Origin of the sequence: Shewanella sp. WE21 (genome assembly GCF_002966515.1) — a bacterium.
In the GTDB taxonomy this organism is placed as follows: Bacteria; Pseudomonadota; Gammaproteobacteria; order Enterobacterales; family Shewanellaceae; genus Shewanella; species Shewanella oncorhynchi.
In genome coordinates this window covers 1,073,470-1,095,201 of record NZ_CP023019.1, presented here as the reverse complement: position 1 = coordinate 1,095,201, position 21,732 = coordinate 1,073,470, and the positions used below count along the sequence as shown (strand labels likewise).

The 21,732-nt window shown below is 46.9% G+C and carries 14 protein-coding genes, 4 tRNA genes and 1 pseudogene; 11 read left to right on the top strand and 8 right to left on the bottom strand.

Annotated features, from left to right (window positions below):
• Positions 1–81: 81 nt before the first annotated feature.
• On the top strand, positions 82–3,798 hold the full coding sequence (locus CKQ84_RS04670; RefSeq protein ID WP_105250288.1) for a response regulator: 3,717 nt from the start codon (positions 82–84) through the stop codon (positions 3,796–3,798).
• Between the two features lie 138 nt (positions 3,799–3,936).
• Complete coding sequence (locus CKQ84_RS04665) at positions 3,937–6,345, top strand: zinc-dependent metalloprotease (RefSeq protein ID WP_105250287.1); 2,409 nt, start codon at positions 3,937–3,939, stop codon at positions 6,343–6,345.
• Between the two features lie 20 nt (positions 6,346–6,365).
• Here the strand turns inward: CKQ84_RS04665 and CKQ84_RS04660 are convergent, their stop codons facing one another.
• Entirely contained in the window at positions 6,366–8,174 is a 1,809-nt protein-coding gene (locus tag CKQ84_RS04660) for a protein kinase (RefSeq protein ID WP_105250286.1), read from the bottom strand.
• A gap of 249 nt (positions 8,175–8,423) precedes the next feature.
• Here CKQ84_RS04660 and CKQ84_RS04655 point away from each other — a divergent pair, with 249 nt between their 5' ends.
• On the top strand, positions 8,424–8,765 hold the full coding sequence (locus tag CKQ84_RS04655) for a hypothetical protein (protein ID WP_105250285.1): 342 nt from the start codon (positions 8,424–8,426) through the stop codon (positions 8,763–8,765).
• A gap of 102 nt (positions 8,766–8,867) precedes the next feature.
• The gene (locus tag CKQ84_RS04650) at positions 8,868–9,524 is read left to right on the top strand and encodes a thiopurine S-methyltransferase (protein WP_105250284.1); all 657 of its coding nucleotides are present in this window, start codon (positions 8,868–8,870) and stop codon (positions 9,522–9,524) included.
• Positions 9,525–9,779: 255 nt separating this feature from the next.
• On the opposite strand, the gene CKQ84_RS04645 is transcribed toward CKQ84_RS04650, so the two are convergent.
• The gene (locus CKQ84_RS04645) at positions 9,780–9,971 is read right to left on the bottom strand and encodes a bacterioferritin-associated ferredoxin (protein WP_076498521.1); all 192 of its coding nucleotides are present in this window, start codon (positions 9,969–9,971) and stop codon (positions 9,780–9,782) included.
• A gap of 261 nt (positions 9,972–10,232) precedes the next feature.
• Here CKQ84_RS04645 and CKQ84_RS04640 point away from each other — a divergent pair, with 261 nt between their 5' ends.
• Positions 10,233–11,807 carry a PAS domain-containing methyl-accepting chemotaxis protein gene (locus CKQ84_RS04640; protein ID WP_105250283.1) on the top strand — a complete coding sequence of 525 codons (1,575 nt, stop codon included), beginning with the start codon at positions 10,233–10,235 and terminating at the stop codon, positions 11,805–11,807.
• Between the two features lie 86 nt (positions 11,808–11,893).
• Here the strand turns inward: CKQ84_RS04640 and CKQ84_RS04635 are convergent.
• Positions 11,894–12,816, bottom strand: a pseudogene (locus CKQ84_RS04635) (D-2-hydroxyacid dehydrogenase).
• A gap of 92 nt (positions 12,817–12,908) precedes the next feature.
• On the opposite strand from CKQ84_RS04635, the gene CKQ84_RS04630 reads away from it, so the two are divergent.
• Positions 12,909–13,244, top strand: a complete 336-nt coding sequence (locus CKQ84_RS04630) for a DUF3392 domain-containing protein (RefSeq protein WP_105250282.1) — start codon at positions 12,909–12,911, stop codon at positions 13,242–13,244.
• 20 nt (positions 13,245–13,264) lie between these two features.
• Here CKQ84_RS04630 and CKQ84_RS04625 read toward each other — a convergent pair whose 3' ends face one another.
• From CKQ84_RS04625 to rsgA, 5 genes are all read right to left on the bottom strand, one after another.
• Positions 13,265–13,987 (bottom strand): glycerophosphodiester phosphodiesterase family protein, encoded by a 723-nt coding sequence (locus CKQ84_RS04625; RefSeq protein WP_105250281.1) that lies wholly within the window; start codon positions 13,985–13,987, stop codon positions 13,265–13,267.
• Between the two features lie 14 nt (positions 13,988–14,001).
• Positions 14,002–17,205 carry a mechanosensitive ion channel domain-containing protein gene (locus CKQ84_RS04620; protein WP_105253001.1) on the bottom strand — a complete coding sequence of 1,068 codons (3,204 nt, stop codon included), beginning with the start codon at positions 17,203–17,205 and terminating at the stop codon, positions 14,002–14,004.
• A 68-nt stretch (positions 17,206–17,273) separates the two neighbouring features.
• Entirely contained in the window at positions 17,274–18,155 is an 882-nt protein-coding gene (locus CKQ84_RS04615) for a DMT family transporter (RefSeq protein WP_105250280.1), read from the bottom strand.
• 6 nt (positions 18,156–18,161) lie between these two features.
• Positions 18,162–19,040, bottom strand: coding sequence for an archaetidylserine decarboxylase (asd, locus tag CKQ84_RS04610; RefSeq protein WP_028761759.1), 879 nt, complete (start codon positions 19,038–19,040; stop codon positions 18,162–18,164).
• Positions 19,041–19,102: 62 nt separating this feature from the next.
• Complete coding sequence (gene rsgA, locus CKQ84_RS04605; protein WP_105250279.1) at positions 19,103–20,167, bottom strand: small ribosomal subunit biogenesis GTPase RsgA; 1,065 nt, start codon at positions 20,165–20,167, stop codon at positions 19,103–19,105.
• Between the two features lie 112 nt (positions 20,168–20,279).
• Here rsgA and orn point away from each other — a divergent pair, with 112 nt between their 5' ends.
• The 5 genes from orn to CKQ84_RS04580 all read left to right on the top strand — a co-directional run bounded on the left by orn (position 20,280) and on the right by CKQ84_RS04580 (position 21,444).
• A complete protein-coding gene (gene orn, locus CKQ84_RS04600; RefSeq protein ID WP_006080044.1) occupies positions 20,280–20,825 on the top strand; it encodes an oligoribonuclease in 546 nt (181 codons plus the stop codon).
• A 190-nt stretch (positions 20,826–21,015) separates the two neighbouring features.
• A tRNA-Gly gene (locus CKQ84_RS04595) sits at positions 21,016–21,091 on the top strand.
• Positions 21,092–21,133: 42 nt separating this feature from the next.
• Positions 21,134–21,209 (top strand) — tRNA-Gly (locus CKQ84_RS04590).
• Positions 21,210–21,250: 41 nt separating this feature from the next.
• A tRNA-Gly gene (locus CKQ84_RS04585) sits at positions 21,251–21,326 on the top strand.
• A 42-nt stretch (positions 21,327–21,368) separates the two neighbouring features.
• Positions 21,369–21,444 (top strand) — tRNA-Gly (locus tag CKQ84_RS04580).
• Positions 21,445–21,732: the final 288 nt, after the last annotated feature.

Sequence of the window (21,732 nt, the reverse complement as noted above, 5' to 3'; positions counted from 1 at the left end):
CAGTTCCTTCCTGCTACTATATGGAGCTCATAGTTTTTGCCGCAGTAGGCTGAAATTAAGCGCTGCAATCAAGGGTAGTGGATGAAATCGAGTGAGCCGGATCTCCAACTAAAATCGCCGATCCAGAAGAACTACAACCGTGCCGTTTTTTATACGTACATCGGCGTTATCGTCATGTCTTTGTTGACCGCATGGATGTTTTTCGACCGCCAAAAAGCACAGCAGATGGAACAGCGTGAAGAGCAGGTTCAGCGCCATGTATTACAAATCGATTTGCTACTTGAGTCGAGCATTAGAGCGGTAAAAAGCTTACGCAACGTTGCTGTGGATCATTTACGTTTGGGCGAACTCGTGCGTAAAGAACGCTTACCCCAATACGGTAAATTCAACGAAAGCGGCCAGTATTTTACCTTAGAACCTAGCTACGCCCAGAGCGGTGAGCCTTTTACCAACATGGGGAGGATTACTGGCGCGGGTTCCCTCGACGGCCGCGACGACAAGTTCTATCAAGAACTTGAGATGTTGTTTGAGCTGTCACTGTCCTTCCCCGTCGCCAAAGAAGCCGCCCCGAAAGCCTCGGCGATCTATTACCTGTCGAAACGTAGGATCATGTCCTATTTCCCTTGGTCGAATGACGATCAACGTTTTAGGGACGAATTACTCAACAAGAAACAGTTCCAATACGCCACCCCAGCAATGAATCCGCAGCGCAGTGTATTTTGGAGTGAAGCCTATGTTGACTCCACGGGCAAAGGCTTATTGACCACTTTAGGTGTGCCCATTTATTTGGATGATGAGTTCATTGGCTCAATCAACTTAGACATGACGCTTGCCTCGTTAGCGCGGCAAATTCGGGTTTACTTTAAGATGCCGGGCACAGTGATTTTGCTCGACCAACAGAACAATATTTTATCCCACAGCGATTTTGATAGCTCAGATATCAATCGGGTCTATCACATCAGCCAACGTATTCCCTCTGAGCTGCATTCTTTACCTGAGTCGGAATTGTTCGATGCCCACGATGGCATCATTCGTAACGGCTATTACATTCACTCGGTTGCCCTGCATAACGCGCCTTGGCGTTTACTGTATTTGCAGGATGAAGACGACCTATTCCAAGACTCGTGGGAAAAACTGCAGCTGACCTTTATTTTAGTGGTTATCGCCCTGTCGGTGTTGGTGACCATAGTGCATTGGCAGACGCGTCGATCTTTTGTGAGTCCAGCCTCGCGATTACTGTCGCACCTTGAAGGTTGCTCCCAAGAGCCACGTAAACCACCGGAGAAAATCACCCGTGGCTGGGAGCCTTGGTTCTTGTTGGTCAGTCGGATCTTTGAGGAAAACAAACAATATACCCACCATCTGGCTGAGCAGAATAAGCGGATCGATAAGCTAGTGGCGCGGCGTACTGAACGCTTAAAAGACACCACAGAGCGGCGTGAGCGCGAATATGCGCTACTGCGATCCCTGCTTGACTCGATTCCTGAAGCGATTGTCTTTAAAGATAAAGAAGGCAACTATTTAGGTTGTAACAAGGCGGCTGAACGCATGCTGGGTTACACAGAGAGCGAGATGATAGGTTTATCATCTGAGGATCTGACCTCGCCTGAAATGGGCATACGTATCCGCGCCGAAGACGAACAAGTCTTAAAAGATCGCACGCCGCTGCGCTACCAAGAAAAGGTCGAGCTTGCGGGCAAACCTGTGTTGCTCGATACCCTTAAGCTGCCTTTCTACAATCGCCGCGGCGAACTGCAGGGATTGATTGCCGTGTGGCGTGATGTGACGCGGGAATACGAATCCGCCGAACAATTACGCCTGTCCGAAGAGCGTTATCACTTAGCTATGGATGCGGTGGAAGATGGCCTGTGGGACTGGTATTTAGACTCTGAACAGATCATTTGTAACCCTGCGTATTATTCTATGTTGGGTTATAAAACCAATGAATTCCCAGCTTTAGTATCGACGATTGATGAATTATCCCACCCCGACGATCGTATTCGCGTCGAGGAATACCGTGCTCAGTATCTTGCTGATCCCGTCGGTGCTTTCGAAATTGAATTCCGTATGTTAGGTAAAAATGGCGGCTATCACTGGGTGTTATCCCGTGGTCGTGTGGTGGAGTTCACCGCCGAAGGTCAGCCCAAACGTATGCTTGGTACCCATAAGGATATTACCCGCCATAAGAGTAACGAAGTGGCGTTGCTTGAAGCCAAGCAAGACGCCGAACTCGCTAACCTCTACAAGAGTGAATTCTTGGCCAACATGAGCCATGAGATCCGCACGCCGATGAACGCCATTATCGGTATGTTGCAGTTGGCACAGCGCACCTCGTTAACTGCGCAGCAGAAAGATTACCTCGAAAAAGCTGGTTTCTCGGCACAATCGCTGCTGAGGATCATCAACGATATTCTCGACTTCTCTAAAATTGAGGCGGGTAAGTTGGAGCTTGAGCGGGTGCCATTCCCGCTGGATAAAGTGCTCGATCACGCTCTGGATCTCAATGCGCTCAAGGCACAAGAACAAGGCGTCGAATTACTCTTATATGCTCCAGTGACGGCGGGACTCATTCTTAAGGGCGATCCGCTACGTTTAGGCCAAGTGCTGATTAACCTGTTATCGAATGCGGTGAAATTTACTCAATCTGGCGAGATTGAGCTGGGTTGTGAAGATGTCGGCGAGCGGGATCATCGGATTACCTTGAAGTTCTGGGTGCGCGATACGGGTATCGGCATAGGTAAAGATCAACAGGATAAGTTATTCGATGCCTTCGCCCAAGCCGACGGTTCGACCACCCGTAAATACGGCGGCACTGGCTTAGGTTTGTCGATCAGTAAGCATCTGGTGTCTATGATGGGCGGCAAGATGCAAGTGCAGAGTGAGCTTGGGGTCGGTAGTACCTTTAGCTTCACCATCAGTTTTGAAATTGCCGAAGCCGCTAAGATTGAGCCTTTGGTCGTGCCGGAAAAACTCAATAGTCTACGCACCTTAGTCGTTGACGATAACCCGACGGCACTACAAATTTATTCGACCTTGATGCGAGATTTCCACTTCGACGTCGATACTGCCGCCAGTGGCGCCGAAGCGCTTTACAAACTGTCGCGGGCACCAATCGATCTGTTATTGCTCGACTGGATGATGCCAGAAATGGACGGTAGCGATGTGGTCAGTGCCATAGATACTATGGTCGCCGAAGGCCGCTTAGCGAAACGGCCTGTGATTATCATGATGACGGCCTATGCGGCAGAGCCCTTGCAGCATGAAGTCGATAGTGCCAATGTGTTTGCCGTACTGCAAAAACCCTTCAAGGCATCGAGTCTGTTCGATGAGATCATTGCCGCCTTTGCCGATGAACCGAGATTGAATGTGGTTCAGCCTATGGTTGAAGTTCAAGTTGAGGAAGGAGAGCACACAGGTTTAGTGCTGCTGGTGGAGGATAACTTTATTAACCAGCAAGTGGCCACCGAACTCCTTAAGAGCGCTGGCTACGAAGTGGTGCTGGCCGACAATGGTCAAGTGGCGCTGGATACTATCGACTCGCGGCCGTTTGATGCCGTGTTGATGGATATTCAAATGCCAGTGATGGACGGGTTAACGGCCGCAAGGGCATTGCGTGAGCGTTTTAGTGCCGATGAACTGCCTATCATTGCCATGACAGCCCATGCCATGTCGGGCGACAGGGAAAAGAGTTTAGCAGCGGGGATGAATGCCCACATCACTAAACCCATAGTGCTCAACGAATTATTTGAAACATTAAATCACTGGATCAAACACAAGAACCAGCATCAGAATCGTTAATTTATTTGCTCGGGGCCAGTGATGGCCTCGCATTATTTACTTTAAATCAATCGCTTGAGATAAGCAGTCATCAAAGATGCTTATGACATAAATGACTTAATAAGGTAAATAACGCAGCCAGCCGAATCAGGAGGAAAGATGAAACCCCAAAGTGTAGCCTTAGCCTTATTTATAGCGCTGTTAGGATTTCCCACCGTTACGGTCGCGGCAGCCGCGCCTAGCGCCAAGATCATTAAGCAGGGCCAAGAGGCGAAAGGGTTTCTTAATCTCTATTACGAGGAGTCTGAGGGAGAGCTATATCTTGAGGTCAATCGTTTAAATCAACCTTTTATCTTAGTTACTAGCCTGCCACAGGGCGTAGGATCAAACGACATTGGTCTCGATCGCGGCCAACTGGGTCAGACCCGTATGGTGCAGTTTGAGCGCCAAGGTCCCTATGTTTTACTCAAGCAACTCAATACTCAATATCGTGCGAATACCTCTGATGCCGCCGAGCAAAGAGCGGTTGAAGAAGCCTTTGCCGATTCTGTGTTATGGCAAGGCAAAGTGATTGAGGGCAAGCCAGATTTGGTAGCGATCAACGATCTGGTGCTCAATGATTTACACGGCGTGTCTTCCGTATTGCAACAAACAGAGCAGGGCAATTATCAGCTCGATTTGAGCCGTTCTGTCATCTTACCCAAAGGGATTAAATCCTTTGAGAAAAACGCCGATGTGGATGTGCAACTGACGTTCAAAGGCGATGTTGCTGGCGCGCAGGTCGCACAGGTAACACCCGATGGCACCTTAATGTCGGTGCGGATGCGTTATTCTTTTGTTGAGCTTCCCGATGAGGATTACCAGCCGCGGGCTTATCATCCTATGAGCGGTTATTTGTCCGATGAGTATCGCGATTATGCCACGCCCTTTGACCAGCCTTTAGTGCAGCGTTTTATCCTACGCCACCGTTTACAGAAAGTGCATCCGGGCCCAGCGCCAAGCGAAGTCGTTAAACCTATTACTTATTATCTTGATCCCGGTGTGCCAGAGCCGATACGTTCGGCCTTGCTCGATGGCGCGCGCTGGTGGGAGACGGCTTTTACTCGCGCCGGATTTATCAACGGCTTTAAAGTTGAGTTATTGCCTGTAGATGCCGATCCGCAGGATATTCGCTACAACATGATCCAATGGGTGCACAGGGCGACGCGGGGTTGGTCCTATGGCGCCGCGCTGACCGATCCACGTACCGGTGAAATCATTAAGGGTCAAGTCACGCTCGGCAGTTTGCGTGTGCGTCAGGATTACTTGATTGCTAAAGGCTTAACCGCAGGCTGGCAGGATAGAGTGGCGGCCGAGAAAGCGGCGACAGCCTTGTCGCTCGCGCGTATTCGCCAACTGGCCGCCCATGAAGTTGGCCATACCTTAGGGCTCGATCATAACTTTGCTGCTTCGACTAATCAGGATGCCTCTGTGATGGATTATCCCCATCCGAAAATCCAGTTGAAGGGCAATGATATTGATATTTCAGCACCTTACACTACAGGTGTTGGCCCTTGGGATGATTTTACTATCGCCTATGGTTATAGCGATCAAGGTGATGCCCGTACCCAACAAGCACTGCAAGTCGACTTGCTGGCCGATGTGGCGAAACGTGGCTTACGTTATATCGGTGAGGCCGATTCCCGCCAAAAGGATGCGAGTCAGGCCTATGCCAGTTTGTGGGATAGTGGTGACGATCCGATCGATCAGCTGGGTAAGTTAAATAAAATTCGTACTAAGGCGATTGCGGATTTCTCCAGTGCGGCCTTGTTACCCAATGAGCCACTGGGCGAGCTAGCCGATGCCTTTGCACCAATTTATTTGTTGACGCGTTATCAAATCGATGCGGTCGCGAAGTTTATTGGTGGTACTGACTATAACTATCAATCTATTGGTGAAGGCAGCCGCTGGAGCTATATTGCGCCGCAGTTGCAGTTAACGGGCTTAGACGCGCTACTTAACACTCTCGATGCGGCGAGTTTAACTGTGCCGCAAACCTTGCTCGACAGTTTAGTGCCAAAGGCGGGGAATTATCATGTTACGCGGGAATCCTTCAATTCAGGTCTAGGTGCAATTAACGACCCTCTCGGTATGGCTGAAGTGTTTAGCCGTCATACCTTGAGCTTGCTATTGATGCCTAAACGCTTGAATCGTGTCAGCCAAGCATCCATGGCCGATAGCGAGCAGTTATCGGTGACGACATTACTGGATAAGTTATTTGCGGCGACCTTGTATCAAGAGGATAAGCTCGCGCTGGTCGAAGGCGTATGGATGCGAGTGAACGCTGTGGTGATTGATGAAGTGCTGGCAACGCTGCACGATCCTCAAACCTCACCAGAAGTGAGGGCAGCGATCAACGATCGCGCTCAGTTTGTGATTAAGCAATTGAAAGCGAAGTCGAATCGAGCGAATGTGAGTCTTGCGGCGCACTATACTTGGTTGCAACAGGGTCTGGCTGCGGGTTTGACCGATGCTAAGGTTAAGCTTATTCCTATGCCGTTAACCCTACCGCCGGGATCACCGATTTAATCCGATGAACATAGGCGCCATTAGGCGCCTATTTCTTTTGGATTTTTCGGATAAAAGTGATCGGCTTTACGCTCTAGATGAGTAAAGCGGCGGGTGTTTTTGTAGGGCAGTTTCATAAAGCCCGATACGCCGTGACCTTGGATTTTTCCGACATGATGCAAGATGCGATCGAGGCTCGCGCGAAACGCTGCTTGCTTACGTGGATTGAGCAGCTTCAAGTAACTGTGAATTTTTAAGTGATTCGGCAGCGCCTCAAAAATGATGCAGCCTGTGTGGTGAATTTGGTTGATGCGGGCTAATTCTTCCATGATTTCATGGGGTAATTCGAGGTTCTCATCGGGATCTTTACCGTCTTCAAAATAAGAATGTAACCGCGACTTATCTTCTAAGGTGGGTACGTCACCGACTTCGAATGGCAACTGCAGTGCGGCACTGGCGACAAAAGGTTCGCTAGTGTCAGCTCGCTCGATATGCAGTGTGTCTTTGGCGTTAAAGAAACAGGCCTTAAACACCCCTATACGTTTAATTCCCCGCGCGAGATCCACCATATTGTTGACTGCAATGATTAACGCACTTTTTTGCTTTGCATCGTAAATCGCAAGATTGGAGTCGATAAACACGCCGGTTTCCTGCCAATGAATAGCCAGACCACCCACGATCGGATATTGCGCTAAACGACCCACTGCGGCGATAAAGCCTTTTTCGGTATCGCCCATGCCAGCGAGGAAGTTACGGTAATATTTTTCGAGCTGAATATCATCCATCTTAGCGATGGGATCTTGGGCGTTGTGTTCCTTTAAAAAGGATTTACGCGAACTGTAGCTGACGGTTTCAACATCTTTGTCGCGGGATTGTACCCATACAGGAATTTCACCCTGTAAATCAGCTTTGGGCAGTTCAGGTAAATGTAATCTGTGGCTGTGGCGCATACTTTTTAAAAAGTAATCGCCGGCAATGTTGCGCTGCTGCGGATCAGTGCTGAGCATGCCTTCTAAGGTACGGGCTAATTCTATCGGTAAGCCAATGCTGGTGGGCGAGATCACTTGTGCACCGAAGCGGCTTGCTTGCCCAGAAGCGAGGGCATACAGAGTCGCGGCAACTCCTTGCTCGTCAAAGCGCGGGCTGGAGAGTGCTCCATTGAGTTGCTCTTCGCCGATAAAGTACACATCACCCATGCGGGCGTTGGTATGTTGTTGATCGCTAGACATTAACGCCATCACATTGTCTTCGACGGGTTTGTTATGTTCATCCCGCTGCGCAAATACCGCTGAGCCCCAATCGATTAACGATAAGTGTTGTTGTTCAATATCGTAAACTAGATTCGAAGGTTTGATATCGCCGTGCACTAATGGCTTGCCCGTGCGCAGGTAATACAAGATATCGGCGAGTTGGCGGGCGATGCTCATGACCATAGCGGTCGGTAGGGCGCCCATGCGGCGGCAAAGTTGGTCGAGATCTTCCCCTTTTGCCCGTTCCATCACGAGTATTCCCTGTTTACCTACTCGCTCAAATTTGATCGCTCCCGGCACATTGGGGTGCTTGAGTAAGGAGAGCATAAAGGCTTCTTCTTCGAGCCGATCTTGAATATGTTGCGGCAAATTAATCCGTGAAAACTTAAACACATGGGCATCGCCCGCTTGATTGATACCCGCAAACACGAAACCGTAGGCGCCTTTACCGACCAATTCGATATCGGTATAACCTAATTTGCTCAGCTGTTGTTTACAGAGGCGGATCCACGCCTTGTGTTTACGGGCATCATTGGCTTTGAGCAAGTAAATGGATTGCTCTTCAGAAATATAAAAATGCTGCAGCTGCGGTGTTTGCAAATTGTGCTCCTTGTTTTGTTCATTTAACCAGTAAGCGGGGGAGATAATCAAATAGCGGGCGGCTTTATTTTAGTATTTTGAATGGCATTGATGATCAGCGTCAGGCGCGGCTTACCTAACCGATCATTTCGTCACTGACTTTGACTTACATCAAATTAAATCCTCGCGACTATAGGTAATCTTTGGGGCATTAGATGGAATCAATTTTTGTTAATTAACCCACAGACAAAGTGCAGCTAAGGAGGGCGTATGCCCACCCAATATAAAGCCTTGTTGATCGAACTTTTGGAATATCCGCGTAAGCGTATTTTACAGTCAATGGAAGTGACCCATTGCCCGCATGCGGTATTTTTTAATGATAGAGACGAGCAATGTTTAACGTGTCATCAGGGCATGGAATGTATCTGGATGAACCAGAATGACGAGCTGGTGGCCGTGAACGAAAAATCGATTGCCGAGTTAAAACAGCAGTTGTTGATCGCCGTGGACTTTATCGACTCATCTTTAAGCCCACATCATTTATCACGCCGTCAATGCCAATGCGATAACTGTGTTTGGTTGCGTAAAGTGCAAGCCACTTTAGATCAGTAAGTTAGTCTTTACATTGCCGAGTTTGCCGAATGGCAGGAGGTTTTGCATCCACTTTAAAATGTCATTAGAGTAAGGACAACATTAGCGAATAGAGATAAACCCATGGAACCCGGTTTTTGGCATGAAAAGTGGCAGCAGCAACAGATAGGTTTTCATCAGCAAGACATCAATCCTTTCCTCGTTAAGTATTGGCAGCAGCTTGCATTACCCGCAGATACTAAGGTTTTTGTGCCCTTATGTGGTAAGTCGCTAGACATGTGTTTCCTCGCAGAACAGGGGCATCAGGTCATAGGGTGTGAGTTGAATGAATTGGCTGTACAGCAATTTTTTAGCGATAACCAACTCGAGATGACGAAAACGGCCGTGGGTGAACACCAGCATTATCAAACCGAACAGATCAGCTTGTATCAGGGTGATATTTTCACCCTACCTAAGACTATCACCCAAGCGGTGACGGCATTTTACGATCGCGCGGCTTTGATCGCATGGCCAGAAAGTATGCGTGCACAATATGCCAAGCAGTTAGCGAGCTTATTACCTAGCGGCAGTGTCGGTTTATTAGTGACTTTAGATTATCCGCAAGAATCCCTTATCGGCCCGCCTTTTGCGGTATCCCCTACTTGGGTAGAGCAGCATCTGAGCGAGGATTTTGATATTGAAGTATTAGCGTCGCAAGATGTGTTGGCCGACAATCCACGTTTTATTAAGAAAGCAGTGCCTTGGCTTAATGAAGCGGCCTATTTGTTGAAACGTAAGTAGGCTTGACTCGGAAGTTGGATCTGTAACCCCATTGAATTATTCGCGGCTTTCGAGCTTGGAGTTCAGTGGGGCTTGTCATTAAAACATCATATCTAAAGATTAGGCTGGCAAAACTATTTAAGACGAAGTGACGAATAGAAAGCTTTGTTGTCGCGGGACTTTTTGGATTGAGTTTGCTTGAGTCAGCGTGGTTTTAGCTTGTCGGAAGTGTATTCGTTAGCGGGTTACCCATTACCACTCTATTCGCGATTCAATTTACGCGACTTCGTAATAATTAGGCTCAAGCTCTAGTTGATTTTGAATGATCTGCACCGCCATTCTGGCGCATTTACCACATTGATCGGCAACACCTAAGCGCTTTTTTACGTCAGCAAGCGAGCTATCGCCCTGGCTTACTGCGTTTTTAATTTGCGTATCAGTGATCGCATGGCAAAGACAAACGTACATATATTAGTCTCCAATCGAATTGCGCTAATTCTAAATGAAAACGCTTATCAAATGCAATCATGTTTTTTGGGTGATTTTCATACTTTAACGCTTTTGTTACATGGCGCACGTTTTATCGTCTATGCTAGGTGTGTTTTAGCATTAAAAAGCTAGGCAGTTTTAGAAGTAGGTTTAGGAATACAGAGTCAGGGTGATGATGCCTCACGGATGGATAACTCATGGATGAATAACGAAGAATTAATCAAAGATCCATAAGGTTTCATGAGAACAAATCTACCAGTTACACAGCGAGAATATGATTACCCAGCGGATTGGATTTTATTGTCGACCACGGATACTCAAAGTCATATCACTTACGCCAATCAATCTTTCTGTACCGTTGCCGGTTACGACCTCGATGCCATGCTAGGCAAGCCACACAACATGGTGCGTCATCCAGATATGCCTCCGCAAGCGTTTGAAGATCTGTGGCGATGCATCAAAAAAGGCGAGCCTTGGAAAGGGATAGTAAAAAACCGCTGCGCCAATGGCGATCACTATTGGGTCGATGCCTATGTCTCACCGATTTCAGTTAATGGCAAAGTCGTCGAGTTTCAATCAGTACGCACTAAACCCACACGCGATCAGGTTAAGCGTGCAGAAATAGCCTATGCGGAGTTGAACAAAAAGGGCAGCGTCAGTGCGTTAAAACGTACTTTGGATATGCCAGTTAAATTGCTGTTACTCGCATTGGTTGGCATGCTACCTATGCTTTACCTTGCTCTGCAAATTGGCTTAATGGGCTTTATTGCCCTAGCGATAAGTGTCCTAGTATTGCTGGTGGGCGGTAATCTGGTGCTGAATCGCTATTACGCGATAGTGGCTAAGGCAAAGCATATCTACGATAATCCGCTGATGGCGCATATTTATAGTGGAAGCAGTGATGATCTTGGCGCGATTGATTTAGCACTGCAAATGCAGAATTCAGAGCTTAAGTCGATTCTTGGGCGTGCATCGGATTCCTGTTATAACGTGTCAGAACAGGCCAAAATATCTGCCGCCAAGGGCAAACAAATCCAGAGTACCAGTCAGGCTCAACTGTCTGAAATAGAACAAGTTGCTACAGCGATGCAGGAAATGACCGCCACATTAGGCGATATGTCCTCCAATTGTGCCGATGCGGCGAGTGCCACGCAAATGGCATCCGCTGAAACCATCAATGGTGATAAAACGGTGTCGAGCACTATTCGCTCGATTCAAGCCATGGCGGAGCAACTGCAACAAACGTCAAAAGTGATTACTGAGTTAGAAGCCCACAGTAAAGATATTGGCACAGTGCTCGATGTGATTCAGAGTATTGCGGGGCAGACGAATTTGCTGGCATTGAATGCAGCAATTGAAGCGGCTCGAGCGGGTGAGCAAGGTCGTGGCTTCGCTGTCGTTGCCGACGAAGTACGGGCGCTGGCACAACGTACTCACGATGCCACCAAAGAAATCCACAGTATGATTAATCTGTTGCAGCAGGGGACGAATAAAGCTGTTATCAGTATGCAGCAAGGAGTGGTTGCCGCTTCCGAATGTATTTCAACGGCGGATTTAGCGGGTACGGCATTACGTACGATTCGTGAGGCCATTTCGACCATTACCGATATGACGCACCATATTGCCAGCGCGGTTGAAGAGCAATCGAGTGTGGCAAATGAGATGAATCGCAGCGTGGTGAATGTGTCGCAATTTACCCATTCTAGCCATCAACTCGGCAGTGAAATGGTCGGCTTGAATGACGAAGTGACTCGCGAGATGGATTCTCACTCGGTATTAGTCGAGCAATTCTTAAAGCGCAGCTTTAGGATTTAACTGACTAAAATTTAAGATAAAAAAGGCAATAGTCTGACTATTGCCTTTTCTTTTACTGATTTCTAACTCAATTTCTTATCTTTGATCTAATAACCTTTACTAAAGTCGACTCGATTCTGCAGTGGCTCACCCATGATGTAGCGGCGATAGTTTTGGCTAAAGATATCGACGATTTGTGCAGGATGGCTTGGCGCCGAAATATGCGGCGTGATCACGACATTTTCCCGTTCCCAAATAGGATGGCTATTGGGCAAAGGTTCCTGAGCAAATACATCGAGGATCGCTTGCTGACTAGGATTAGCGATAAGCTGGGTATTTAGCACATCGAGATCGAGTGCATCACCGCGGCCAACATTAAACAGCACTGCATCAGTTTTTAACATAGCTAACATGTCAGCATTGAGAAGATTGTACGTTGCAGGAGTGCTTGGCAGTAGATTTACAACCACATCGGCCTGTGTTAACACTTGGCCGCTTCTATGGCATCAAAACCTTCAACGGTATTACCGCTGCTATTGATACCAGTAACATGCATGCCAAAGTGTTTTGCCGTTTTCGCTAAATGCTGGGCTATTGACCCTGTGCCAAGCAAGAGCAATCGCATGCCCTGTAAACTTGAGTGGCGCTGCTGGGGTTGAATCAGCCACTGTTTTTGCTGTTGCTGCTGGCGATAAAAACCATGGCCGCGGATATGCGCGAGTAAATAGCCGAATAGATACTCGCTCATCAGCGGGCCGAAAATGCCTTTAATATTGGTGAGTTGATAGTCTTTTCTGCCCCTTGGACTCATCAGGGCATCTATGCCAGCAAAGCTTGATTGTAGCCATTGCAGATTTTTAGCATGGGGCAATAGGGGCGCGGCAAGTTTAGGTTCGGCTAACCAAATATCTGCATCAATTATGCTCGCAGGATTATCGTCGAGTAACGTTAAATCAGGGAGACTCTGCGCCTCAATCAAGTCGCGGTACTGTTGATTTGCCTTTGTTAGCAAGAGTAACTTGTGCCCCATGGCGTCTCCCTTTATGCTTGGTTATTGTTATTTTTCAATACGCTGTCGCGGCCACGCTGATGGATTGCGCTGCATCTTTTTAGGTTAAGTCTATGTTTGAGCAATTAGTCGCCATTATTGCCCAGTTAGGTAATATGCTTCGCCCTTGGGCCTTCGATATTGCTACCGCTATGGTGGTGTGTCTTATTTTGGTTTTTTCAGCGGATGTAAATCGTATCTTAAGGCGTCATTTGTTGGGGCATTCTTTTGTGCTGCGAACATTTGTTTTTATTATTGTGAATGCCTTTGGCTATGGACTATTGATCGTGAAAGCCACGCCTTGGGTGGCAAGACACATAGTGGCTATGCCATCCCATTGGATGTTTCTGTTAATTGTGGCCATGTTTATTTTTATCGGTTATTGGGCTCAGCGAAATAGCCAAGCTTAATATCATGATTATTTTGGCCGTTACTCAAAGTAGCCAGAGTAATTGGCCATTGCCTTTTGAGTTAAGGCTTGCATGGCGCGATCGGGGTAATTGCTGAACACGCCATCGACACCTATCTGCTTAAGCGCATGAATATCATCAATATGATCGACAGTATAAACATAAACCTTGGCACCTCGGTTATGGGCGTCGTCTACTAGCGCTTGGCTGATAAAACTCACATCTAAATGCAATGAATAGGCACTTAGGTCGCTTACTACCGCAGCCCCTTCGAGTGGAATACTGGCAAGCAGTGGTGCGACTAAAGCATCTGGCAACGCCTGTTTAAGTTCATACAGATAGGGGTGATTAAAAGAAGAGATCAGTAACTGCTCCTTATTAAAACCAAGCTGACTCATAGCCTTTGGATATAAGTCGATTAACGGCGTGACGGTATTAATGCCTTTTAACTCTATATTGACTATGCAGCGCCCCGCAATCAGTTCAAGTACTTGCCATAACGTCGGAATGGATTCACCTTTCACATTGATGCTTGCTAGATAGTCCTTGCTCGCTAAGTGAATGACGCCTGTGCCCGAGCTTTTATTATCGAGTCGTCTGTCGTGAAACACGACTAACTCACCTTCGACATTATGTACATCGAGTTCGACGGCTTGCGCACCCAATTCTAACGCTTTAGCCATGGCGGCTAAGGTATTTTCGGCCTGATAACCGCTGGCGCCGCGGTGAGCAAAAATAAGCATGGTCTACGATCCTATTAGCTTCTAATAATGCCTTGTTGCTCGCGATTTTGACCATTCTTAATATGGATTTCCATCTGCGGGTAGGCGAGTTCGAGATTGTTTTCTTTGAGTTTTTTAGTCACTCGTTTATGTAAATCATGGCGCAGTGGCCAGCGTGCCGACATATCTTTCGCATAGGCGCGCACTTCATAATCTTGGGTATGCTTACCAAAGCCTGCAAACCAGACTTCAGGTTCTGGGCTGGCAAGTGCATCTTCACACTCTTGCACCGCTTGATACAGGGTCGCTTCAACTTTGGCAGGGTCTGAATCCCGCGCCACCGACACATAAACAATGACCCGAGTAATAGGATCTGACAAGGACCAGTTGATCAGCTGCTCTGTGATAAAGGCCTTGTTCGGAATGATAATTTCCTTTCTATCCCAGTCAATAATGGTGGTCGCCCGAATTTGGATTTTACTGACTGTCCCTGTTAAATCACGAATTGTCACTGTGTCGCCAATCCGCACGGGTTTCTCAAACAAAATGATCAAACCTGAGATAAAGTTGGCGAAAATTTCTTGCAAACCAAAACCTAAACCGAGCGACAGTGCGGCAATCAGCCATTGAAGCTTAGACCATTCCATCCCGAGATTAGAGAAGCCGATTAATAGTCCGAGGAAAACCACCAGATAACGACTGACGGTTGTGATCGCAAAACCCGTTCCAGGCGAGAGATCAAGCCTTTGCAGGATCATTAGCTCAAGTAGGCCGGGTAAATTGGTGGCAATCATTAACGAGAAACCCACCACTATCAGCCCAAACATCAGTGATTTCATGGTAATGGGTAATTGTTGCTCTAAGCCATTCACACTGGTATTGGTCGTCCACAGCGTAATGCCATCGAGGAAAGAAAACAGCGCCGTATGGGTTTGAGTCCACAGACCAATCAAACTGGCTAAAAAGGCCAATAACAAGAGTGAACGCACTAGACCAAGGGATTGGCTCGAAATGGTTTCGAGATCGACCACGGGTTCTTCGTAGGTATCGAGTCCATCAACGGAAGGGTGATGCGTTTCGCCTTTTTCCCTTTGTGCTAAGCGCTCTGCACGTTTTGCCTTCGCGCGATCGAAGGCGATACGGCGGCGTTCGATTAACATCCACCGTTTGATCAATTGGTATAAGAGCAAGAAACCCAGACCCAGCACGATCGATAATTGCAGTTGTAACAGCATTTGGAAAGCGGTGAAGTAGTAACCCCTAAAGGCTAACACTGCGCTTAAAAGCGGCACAGAAATCAGCAAGGTCCAGAGCATTTTCTGAATGAGTTTTTTGTTTTTACCGTCTTTTTTGGCATCTGAGTTTTTACGGCTCAGGATTAAAATATCTTTGTATAACAAGAATAAAACGATACAGAAAATAATGAATGCGCCGCGGCCTATGCTATTACGCACCAGTGATGTGTCGAGCACTTCGGTAAAGCCCATCAGACCCAATAATGGGCTAGCAATCAGCACAAAGTGTCTGAGCCGTGATTGTCCCGCTTGGATGAGTTTTGAGGGGCGTTTGAAATGGCCCACGAGTACGCCTTTGTCGAGCGTCAGAATAAAGATGAAGCGATATAAGAGATACACTAAACCAATCGCCAGTATGCCCATACCCACTGCTTGCACAAAATTGCGATCGGAATGATAGAAAATCAATCCCGCCATGATCACTGGGAAAGGTTTTATCAACGCATAGCTGATACTGCAGGCGAGCGCTTTGAGAGTGTAAATGAATTTATCTTGGGTCACATTGCCCACATAAGTAGTGTAATGATTTAGCAAGCGATTGAATTTAGGAGTGATCAAGTCTTGTACGACTAAACACAGCACCAGCAATATGATCCACCAAGACCAATAATCGTTTTGTTCATCCCAGGCTTTTCCCAGTTCATCCCACTGTGCTTGTTGCACAAGCCAAACCGTGCTGCGCTCAAGATCCGTAAGCCATAACTTACTGATACTTGCAGCGTTAGGCACCCAGAATAAATGTTCGTTAAGGGTATTTTTGAGGGTGAGATTCTGTTGACTCAGTTGTTGGTAATTGACCTTCAGCTTGCCTAATTCACTCAAGTATTGGTCATAGCTTTGCATCAACTGCGAGATCAAACTCTGTTGCGAGTGCAGTAGTTTAATCTGCTGCTCATTGTACAAGCCGGGCTGTTCTAATTCTTGCTCATTGAGGGCTTGTTGCTGCTCTAAATGGTATCTGTCTAAGCGCGCATCGGCGATCAGCGTTTGCAGTTTTTCGTGATTAGGTGGTTTAGGCAGTGATTGCAACATCTGCAAAAAGCGCTCACCAAAGGCGGAGTTCATTTTGACCCAAGTGATCTGCTCTTGGATGTTTGCCAGTTGTTTGGCTTGGGATTGATATTGGGTTTCTGCCTGTTCCTGCTGTTCGACCACATTATTGATCTGCAAAGTTAACGTTTGCAGCTTTTGGCCGTAAATCTGGTTAGTGTCGGCAATATTACGGGTGATAGGATCGATAACTTTTTCGGTATTAACTAAGTTTTTGGCTAGGGTGGCATCCGTTTGTTGCTGACGTTGTTTATTGATTGCCTTGTTGATGGTTTCGATCAAGGCTTCTTGCTGCACCAGTTGTTGGCGGACTAGCTGTAATTGTAATTGCGTCAGTTCAATGCGTTTTTGGCTGCTGGCAAGTTCTGCTTCATCGGTGGCAAGGCTTTGTTCAAAGAAAAGTCGTTGAGTTTGCTGTAACTCTCCCGTTGGGGTATCTAGCGGGGCGAGTTCTGCTTTTTTGTTTTGGGCGACAGTTTGCCTCGCGCTGGCGATAACTGTAGGTAAGTCATTGTGACGTAGCAATAAATCGTTAACTTGTCGGCCAAGGGTGGATTCGCTTTCTTTAAGTTCAGACAAGCGGATATAGGCCATGGAAGCCTGCTGGCTGAGGTCAGTACCTTTTTCCAGAGATAAAGGCTTATAGGCGTCTTTCAGTGCTTGGTTAGTGCGCTTCTTATGTTGTTCAAAATCAATCTGCGCTTGTTGGAAACTGGCTGCGTTGGCGGCGAGTTTTTCTATGTTAATTTTTAGTTCGTTAATTTGTTCGTCAATGCTGAGATTTTGTTGCTGATCTTGCTTGTTCATGCCAAGACGTTTGTCCAACTGCAAAGGCGAATTGGCAAGTGCGGAAAATGTGAAAAAAGCAATAATGAACAATAAAATACGTGGCATATAGGCTAAAGACATTTAGGGGCGAAAGACGCTCCATATTAGCCAAATTGCGTTGAGATTGGTATGTTTCAGGCGTTCTTTTTTCGCCGCTGTGATTGGTGCGATTGATGGGTTTCGAAGATGGCGGTAGCGACTATGATAGTGCCACCAATTAGGGTGTTGAGATTGAGCTCTTCACCTAAAATGATCAGCGCTAACATGGCGCCATAAAAGGGTTGTAAGCAAGAGACTAGCCCAACCGTTTTGGCGCTGAGTTGCCTCAGCGCAGAAGTAAATAGCGCATGTGGCGCAGCGGTAAAGACAACGCCGAGTAAAATAATTAATCCCCACACTTCTAATGAGATACTGCCCAGTTCCGTTTGGTGCCAAGGCATCAGGAACACCACAGCGACCAAAGTTTGATAGAACATGGCATGGGGGCCGCTGTACTGGGAAAAGTAGCGTTTGTGCAATAAGTTACGGGTGGTGAACAGCATGGCGGACACTATGCCGATGGCAATGCCCAGCGTAGTGTCGTTACCTAAATTGGCTTCAGGGATGAGTAATATCACCCCAATCAGCACTAACACGCCACTGAGCATATCGTGTAATTTTATCTTATTACCTGTCAGCAACGGCTCAGCAATGACTGTCATCACCGGATAGGTGAAAAATGCAATCATGCCAATGGCGACCGACGATAATTGCATGGCCGCAAAATAAGTCACCCAATGCAGGCTGACGATAACCCCAAGCCCGATGGCGACTAGATAATCTTGTTTGCTTGCCAGCGTTAAACGTTTGCGGCTGAATTTGACTAGCAAACCTAACACAGTGGCGGCGACGATACAGCGTAGGAAGGTGATGTCGAGGGCGTTGAGTGGGATTAATTTAGAAAACAAAGCTGTGCCGCCAAATAGCAGCACAGCCAGATGCAATTCAATTAATCCCGAAGGTTTAGCAGAACTCAAGAAAGCTTAATCCGCTTGCTTAACGTCTTTCAGGTTAGCGAAGGCTTGTCCCATACGAGTCACTGCTTCGGCTTCGACACCTTCAGCAAAGGTCGCGATAGCATCTTTAGCAAACAACATCACTACAGTACTGCCTAACTTGAAGCGACCCATTTCCTCACCTTTGTCTAAGGTGATGGCATCTGGACCTTGGGTTGGATATTCCCAAGTGAAGACTTGCTTACCTGTCGGCGGTGTGACTGTGCCAGCCCATACGGTTTCAATACTGGCAACAATCGTTGCGCCAACCAATACCATGGCCAATGGACCTAATTCGGTTTCAAAAATCGCCACAACGCGTTCGTTACGGGCAAATAGACCGGGTACGTGTCTCGCCGTTAACGGATTCACCGAAAACAGTTCGCCAGGTACATAGGTCATTTTTGATAACGTGCCTTTAATCGGCATGTGGATACGGTGATAGTCTTTAGGCGCCAGATAGATAGTCGCAAAATCACCGCCTTCGAAGCGTTTAGCATCTTCGGCTTGATCGCCAAGTAAGGTTAACGAGGAATAGTGATGACCCTTAGCTTGGAAGATGCGACCGTTTTTGATGGGGCCTAACTGACTTACCGCACCATCGACGGGATGCACCATGATATCGGCGTCCATATCTAACGGACGAATACCGGGTTTAAGGGCGCGGGTAAAAAAAGCATTAAAGCTTTTATAAGCTTCTGGTTCGCTCTGCGCCGCTTCGCTCATGTCGATTTTATATTGTTTGATAAACCATTTGATGGCGGCAGTGGTCAAGGCGCCAGCTTCGGCTGCAGCGAGTTTACCCACTAAACGAGATAATAAGTGTTTCGGCAGCATGTACTGCAGCGCTATTTTGACTTTATCCAATTTCAATTCCTTTTCTTACTGCTCAATCTTTGCTGAGACTGTTGTTATTTATCAATAAGTCGTTATTCGTCAGTGGCCGCGCGGAAATGGCGGGCATGACGTTGTTCATCTAAGCTGGCGATAATTTTATGGTAATTATTAAAGCGATCTGCGCTGATCTTACCTTGGCTCAGGGCTTCTTGAAGTGCACAGCCGGGATCGTCACCGTGTTTACAATCGCGGAATTTACACGCGCCCAGATATTCGCGAAACTCGATAAAGCACCAGCCGACACGTTGTGCAGGAAGATGCCATAGAGCGAATTCGCGCACGCCCGGGGAGTCAATCAAATCGCCACCACTAGGCAAGTGCAACAGTTTAGCTGTGGTAGTAGTGTGTTGACCTAAACCTGAGTTGTCGGAAACATCGCCGATAATAAGCTCTGCATCGGGTAGTAATGCATTGATGATCGATGACTTACCCACACCAGATTGACCGGCAAACACGCTGACTTTATCTTTGAGTATGCCTTTGATGGTATCGATACCATCGCCAAGCTTGCTGCTGACCTTATAAACCGGATAGCCAATGTCTTTGTAGCGCTGTAGCGCTTCGTCGATTGCCTGCGCTTCATCGGGATTGAGCAAGTCAATTTTATTCAAAATGATGATAGGCGGAATATCGGTATCTTCGGCAGCCACTAAATAACGGTCGATGATCTGGGTGGTAAAGCTGGGTAATACCGAGGAGACAATCAAAATCTGGTCGATATTCGAGGCAATGATTTTCACGCCATCGTATAAATCTGGGCGTGTAAGTGATGAGCGACGTGGATGAACGGCTTCAACAATACCTGCGATGCCGCTATTGGCTTGGCTCTCAATGGCTAAGCGTACGATCACTTTATCGCCAGTCACTAAACTTGTGACGGCACGGCGAATATTACAGCGCACAATTTGGCCGCTTTCAGTTTCTATGTCTGCATGTTGGCCAAAACGTGAAATCACAGTACCGGGCTGTTCTTGCCCCAATGAACTATCCTGTAACTCTGGCGTATTTTTATCGCCACTATCACGATTGAGTCGCTTCTCGTGATTAGCGCGCATGCGGCGTAATTGACCTTGGCTTAGGGGTTTCTTTTTACTCACTGATTCGTCTTCGTCAATTAGGTGATTTTTTGTGTTGGAAAAAAGCAGTATGATACACGCTCTTGAATAAAAAAGCCTGAATTTAGGCTAACTGACACGATAAGGCTGATTTATGACGGCAGATGTAAATAATCTCATTTGGATCGATTTGGAAATGACAGGGTTAGAGCCCGACGTCGACAGGATCATTGAAATTGCCACTTTAGTGACAGATCAAGAACTCAATATTATCGGTCAAGGTCCGGTTATCGCGATTCATCAATCGGATGACGTGCTAGCTGCTATGGATGATTGGAATCAAAAGCATCATGGTGAGTCTGGGTTGATTGATCGCGTTCGTGCTAGCCAAGAAACCGAAGCGCAAGCCGTGGCTAAGACTATTGCCTTCTTAGAACAGTATGTTCCTAAGGGCGCCTCTCCAATGTGTGGTAACAGCATTGGTCAAGATAGACGCTTTTTAAATCGTTATATGCGCGAGTTGGAAGATTATTTCCACTACCGCAATGTGGATGTCAGTACGATTAAAGAGCTAGTGAAGCGTTGGAGCCCAGAAACTATGGCGGGCTTTAAGAAGCAAAACACTCACCAAGCACTGCAGGATATCCAAGAGTCGATCGCTGAATTGCAGTATTATCGCAGCAAAGTATTTAAAATTTGACCGATCAGTAGATAAATATGCAAGAAGGGGTTGCAGCCGCATGAATTTTTCATATAATGCGGCCTCAACTTTTTGATGCGAACAGAGATGTGCGGTCATTTAGATTGAATGCGACATTAGCTCAGCTGATAGAGGTTGATAGACGATACCTTTGTTAATGTTGAAGGCAAATGTAGCAGCGATACAAAAGGCGACATTAGCTCAGTTGGTAGAGCGATACCTTGCCAAGGTATAGGTCATCGGTTCGAACCCGATATGTCGCTCCAAATTAAAATTTAGTGATTTGCCAAATCATTAATACAGATTATGCGACATTAGCTCAGTTGGTAGAGCGATACCTTGCCAAGGTATAGGTCATCGGTTCGAACCCGATATGTCGCTCCAAAGTAAAACTTAGTGATTTACCAATCATTAATACAGATTATGCGACATTAGCTCAGTTGGTAGAGCGATACCTTGCCAAGGTATAGGTCATCGGTTCGAACCCGATATGTCGCTCCAAATTAAAACTTAGTGATTTACCAAATCATTAATACAGATTATGCGACATTAGCTCAGTTGGTAGAGCGATACCTTGCCAAGGTATAGGTCATCGGTTCGAACCCGATATGTCGCTCCAATTTCCTAAATATTCCACTATCAGATTACTCAATTGACATTAGATCAGTTGCGGACTTGATATGGCGATACCTTCTTTTTTGCCAAGGTATAGGTCATCGGTTCGAACCGTTCTTGATCAAAATCATGTCGCTCCAATTCCCTGAATCTTCCATTATCACATTACTCAATTGACATTAGCTCAGTTGCGGACTTGATATGGCTATACCTTCTTTTTGCCAAGGTATAGGTCATCGGTTCGAACCGCTCTTGATAAAAATCATGTCGCTCCAATTTCGATAAATCCCTC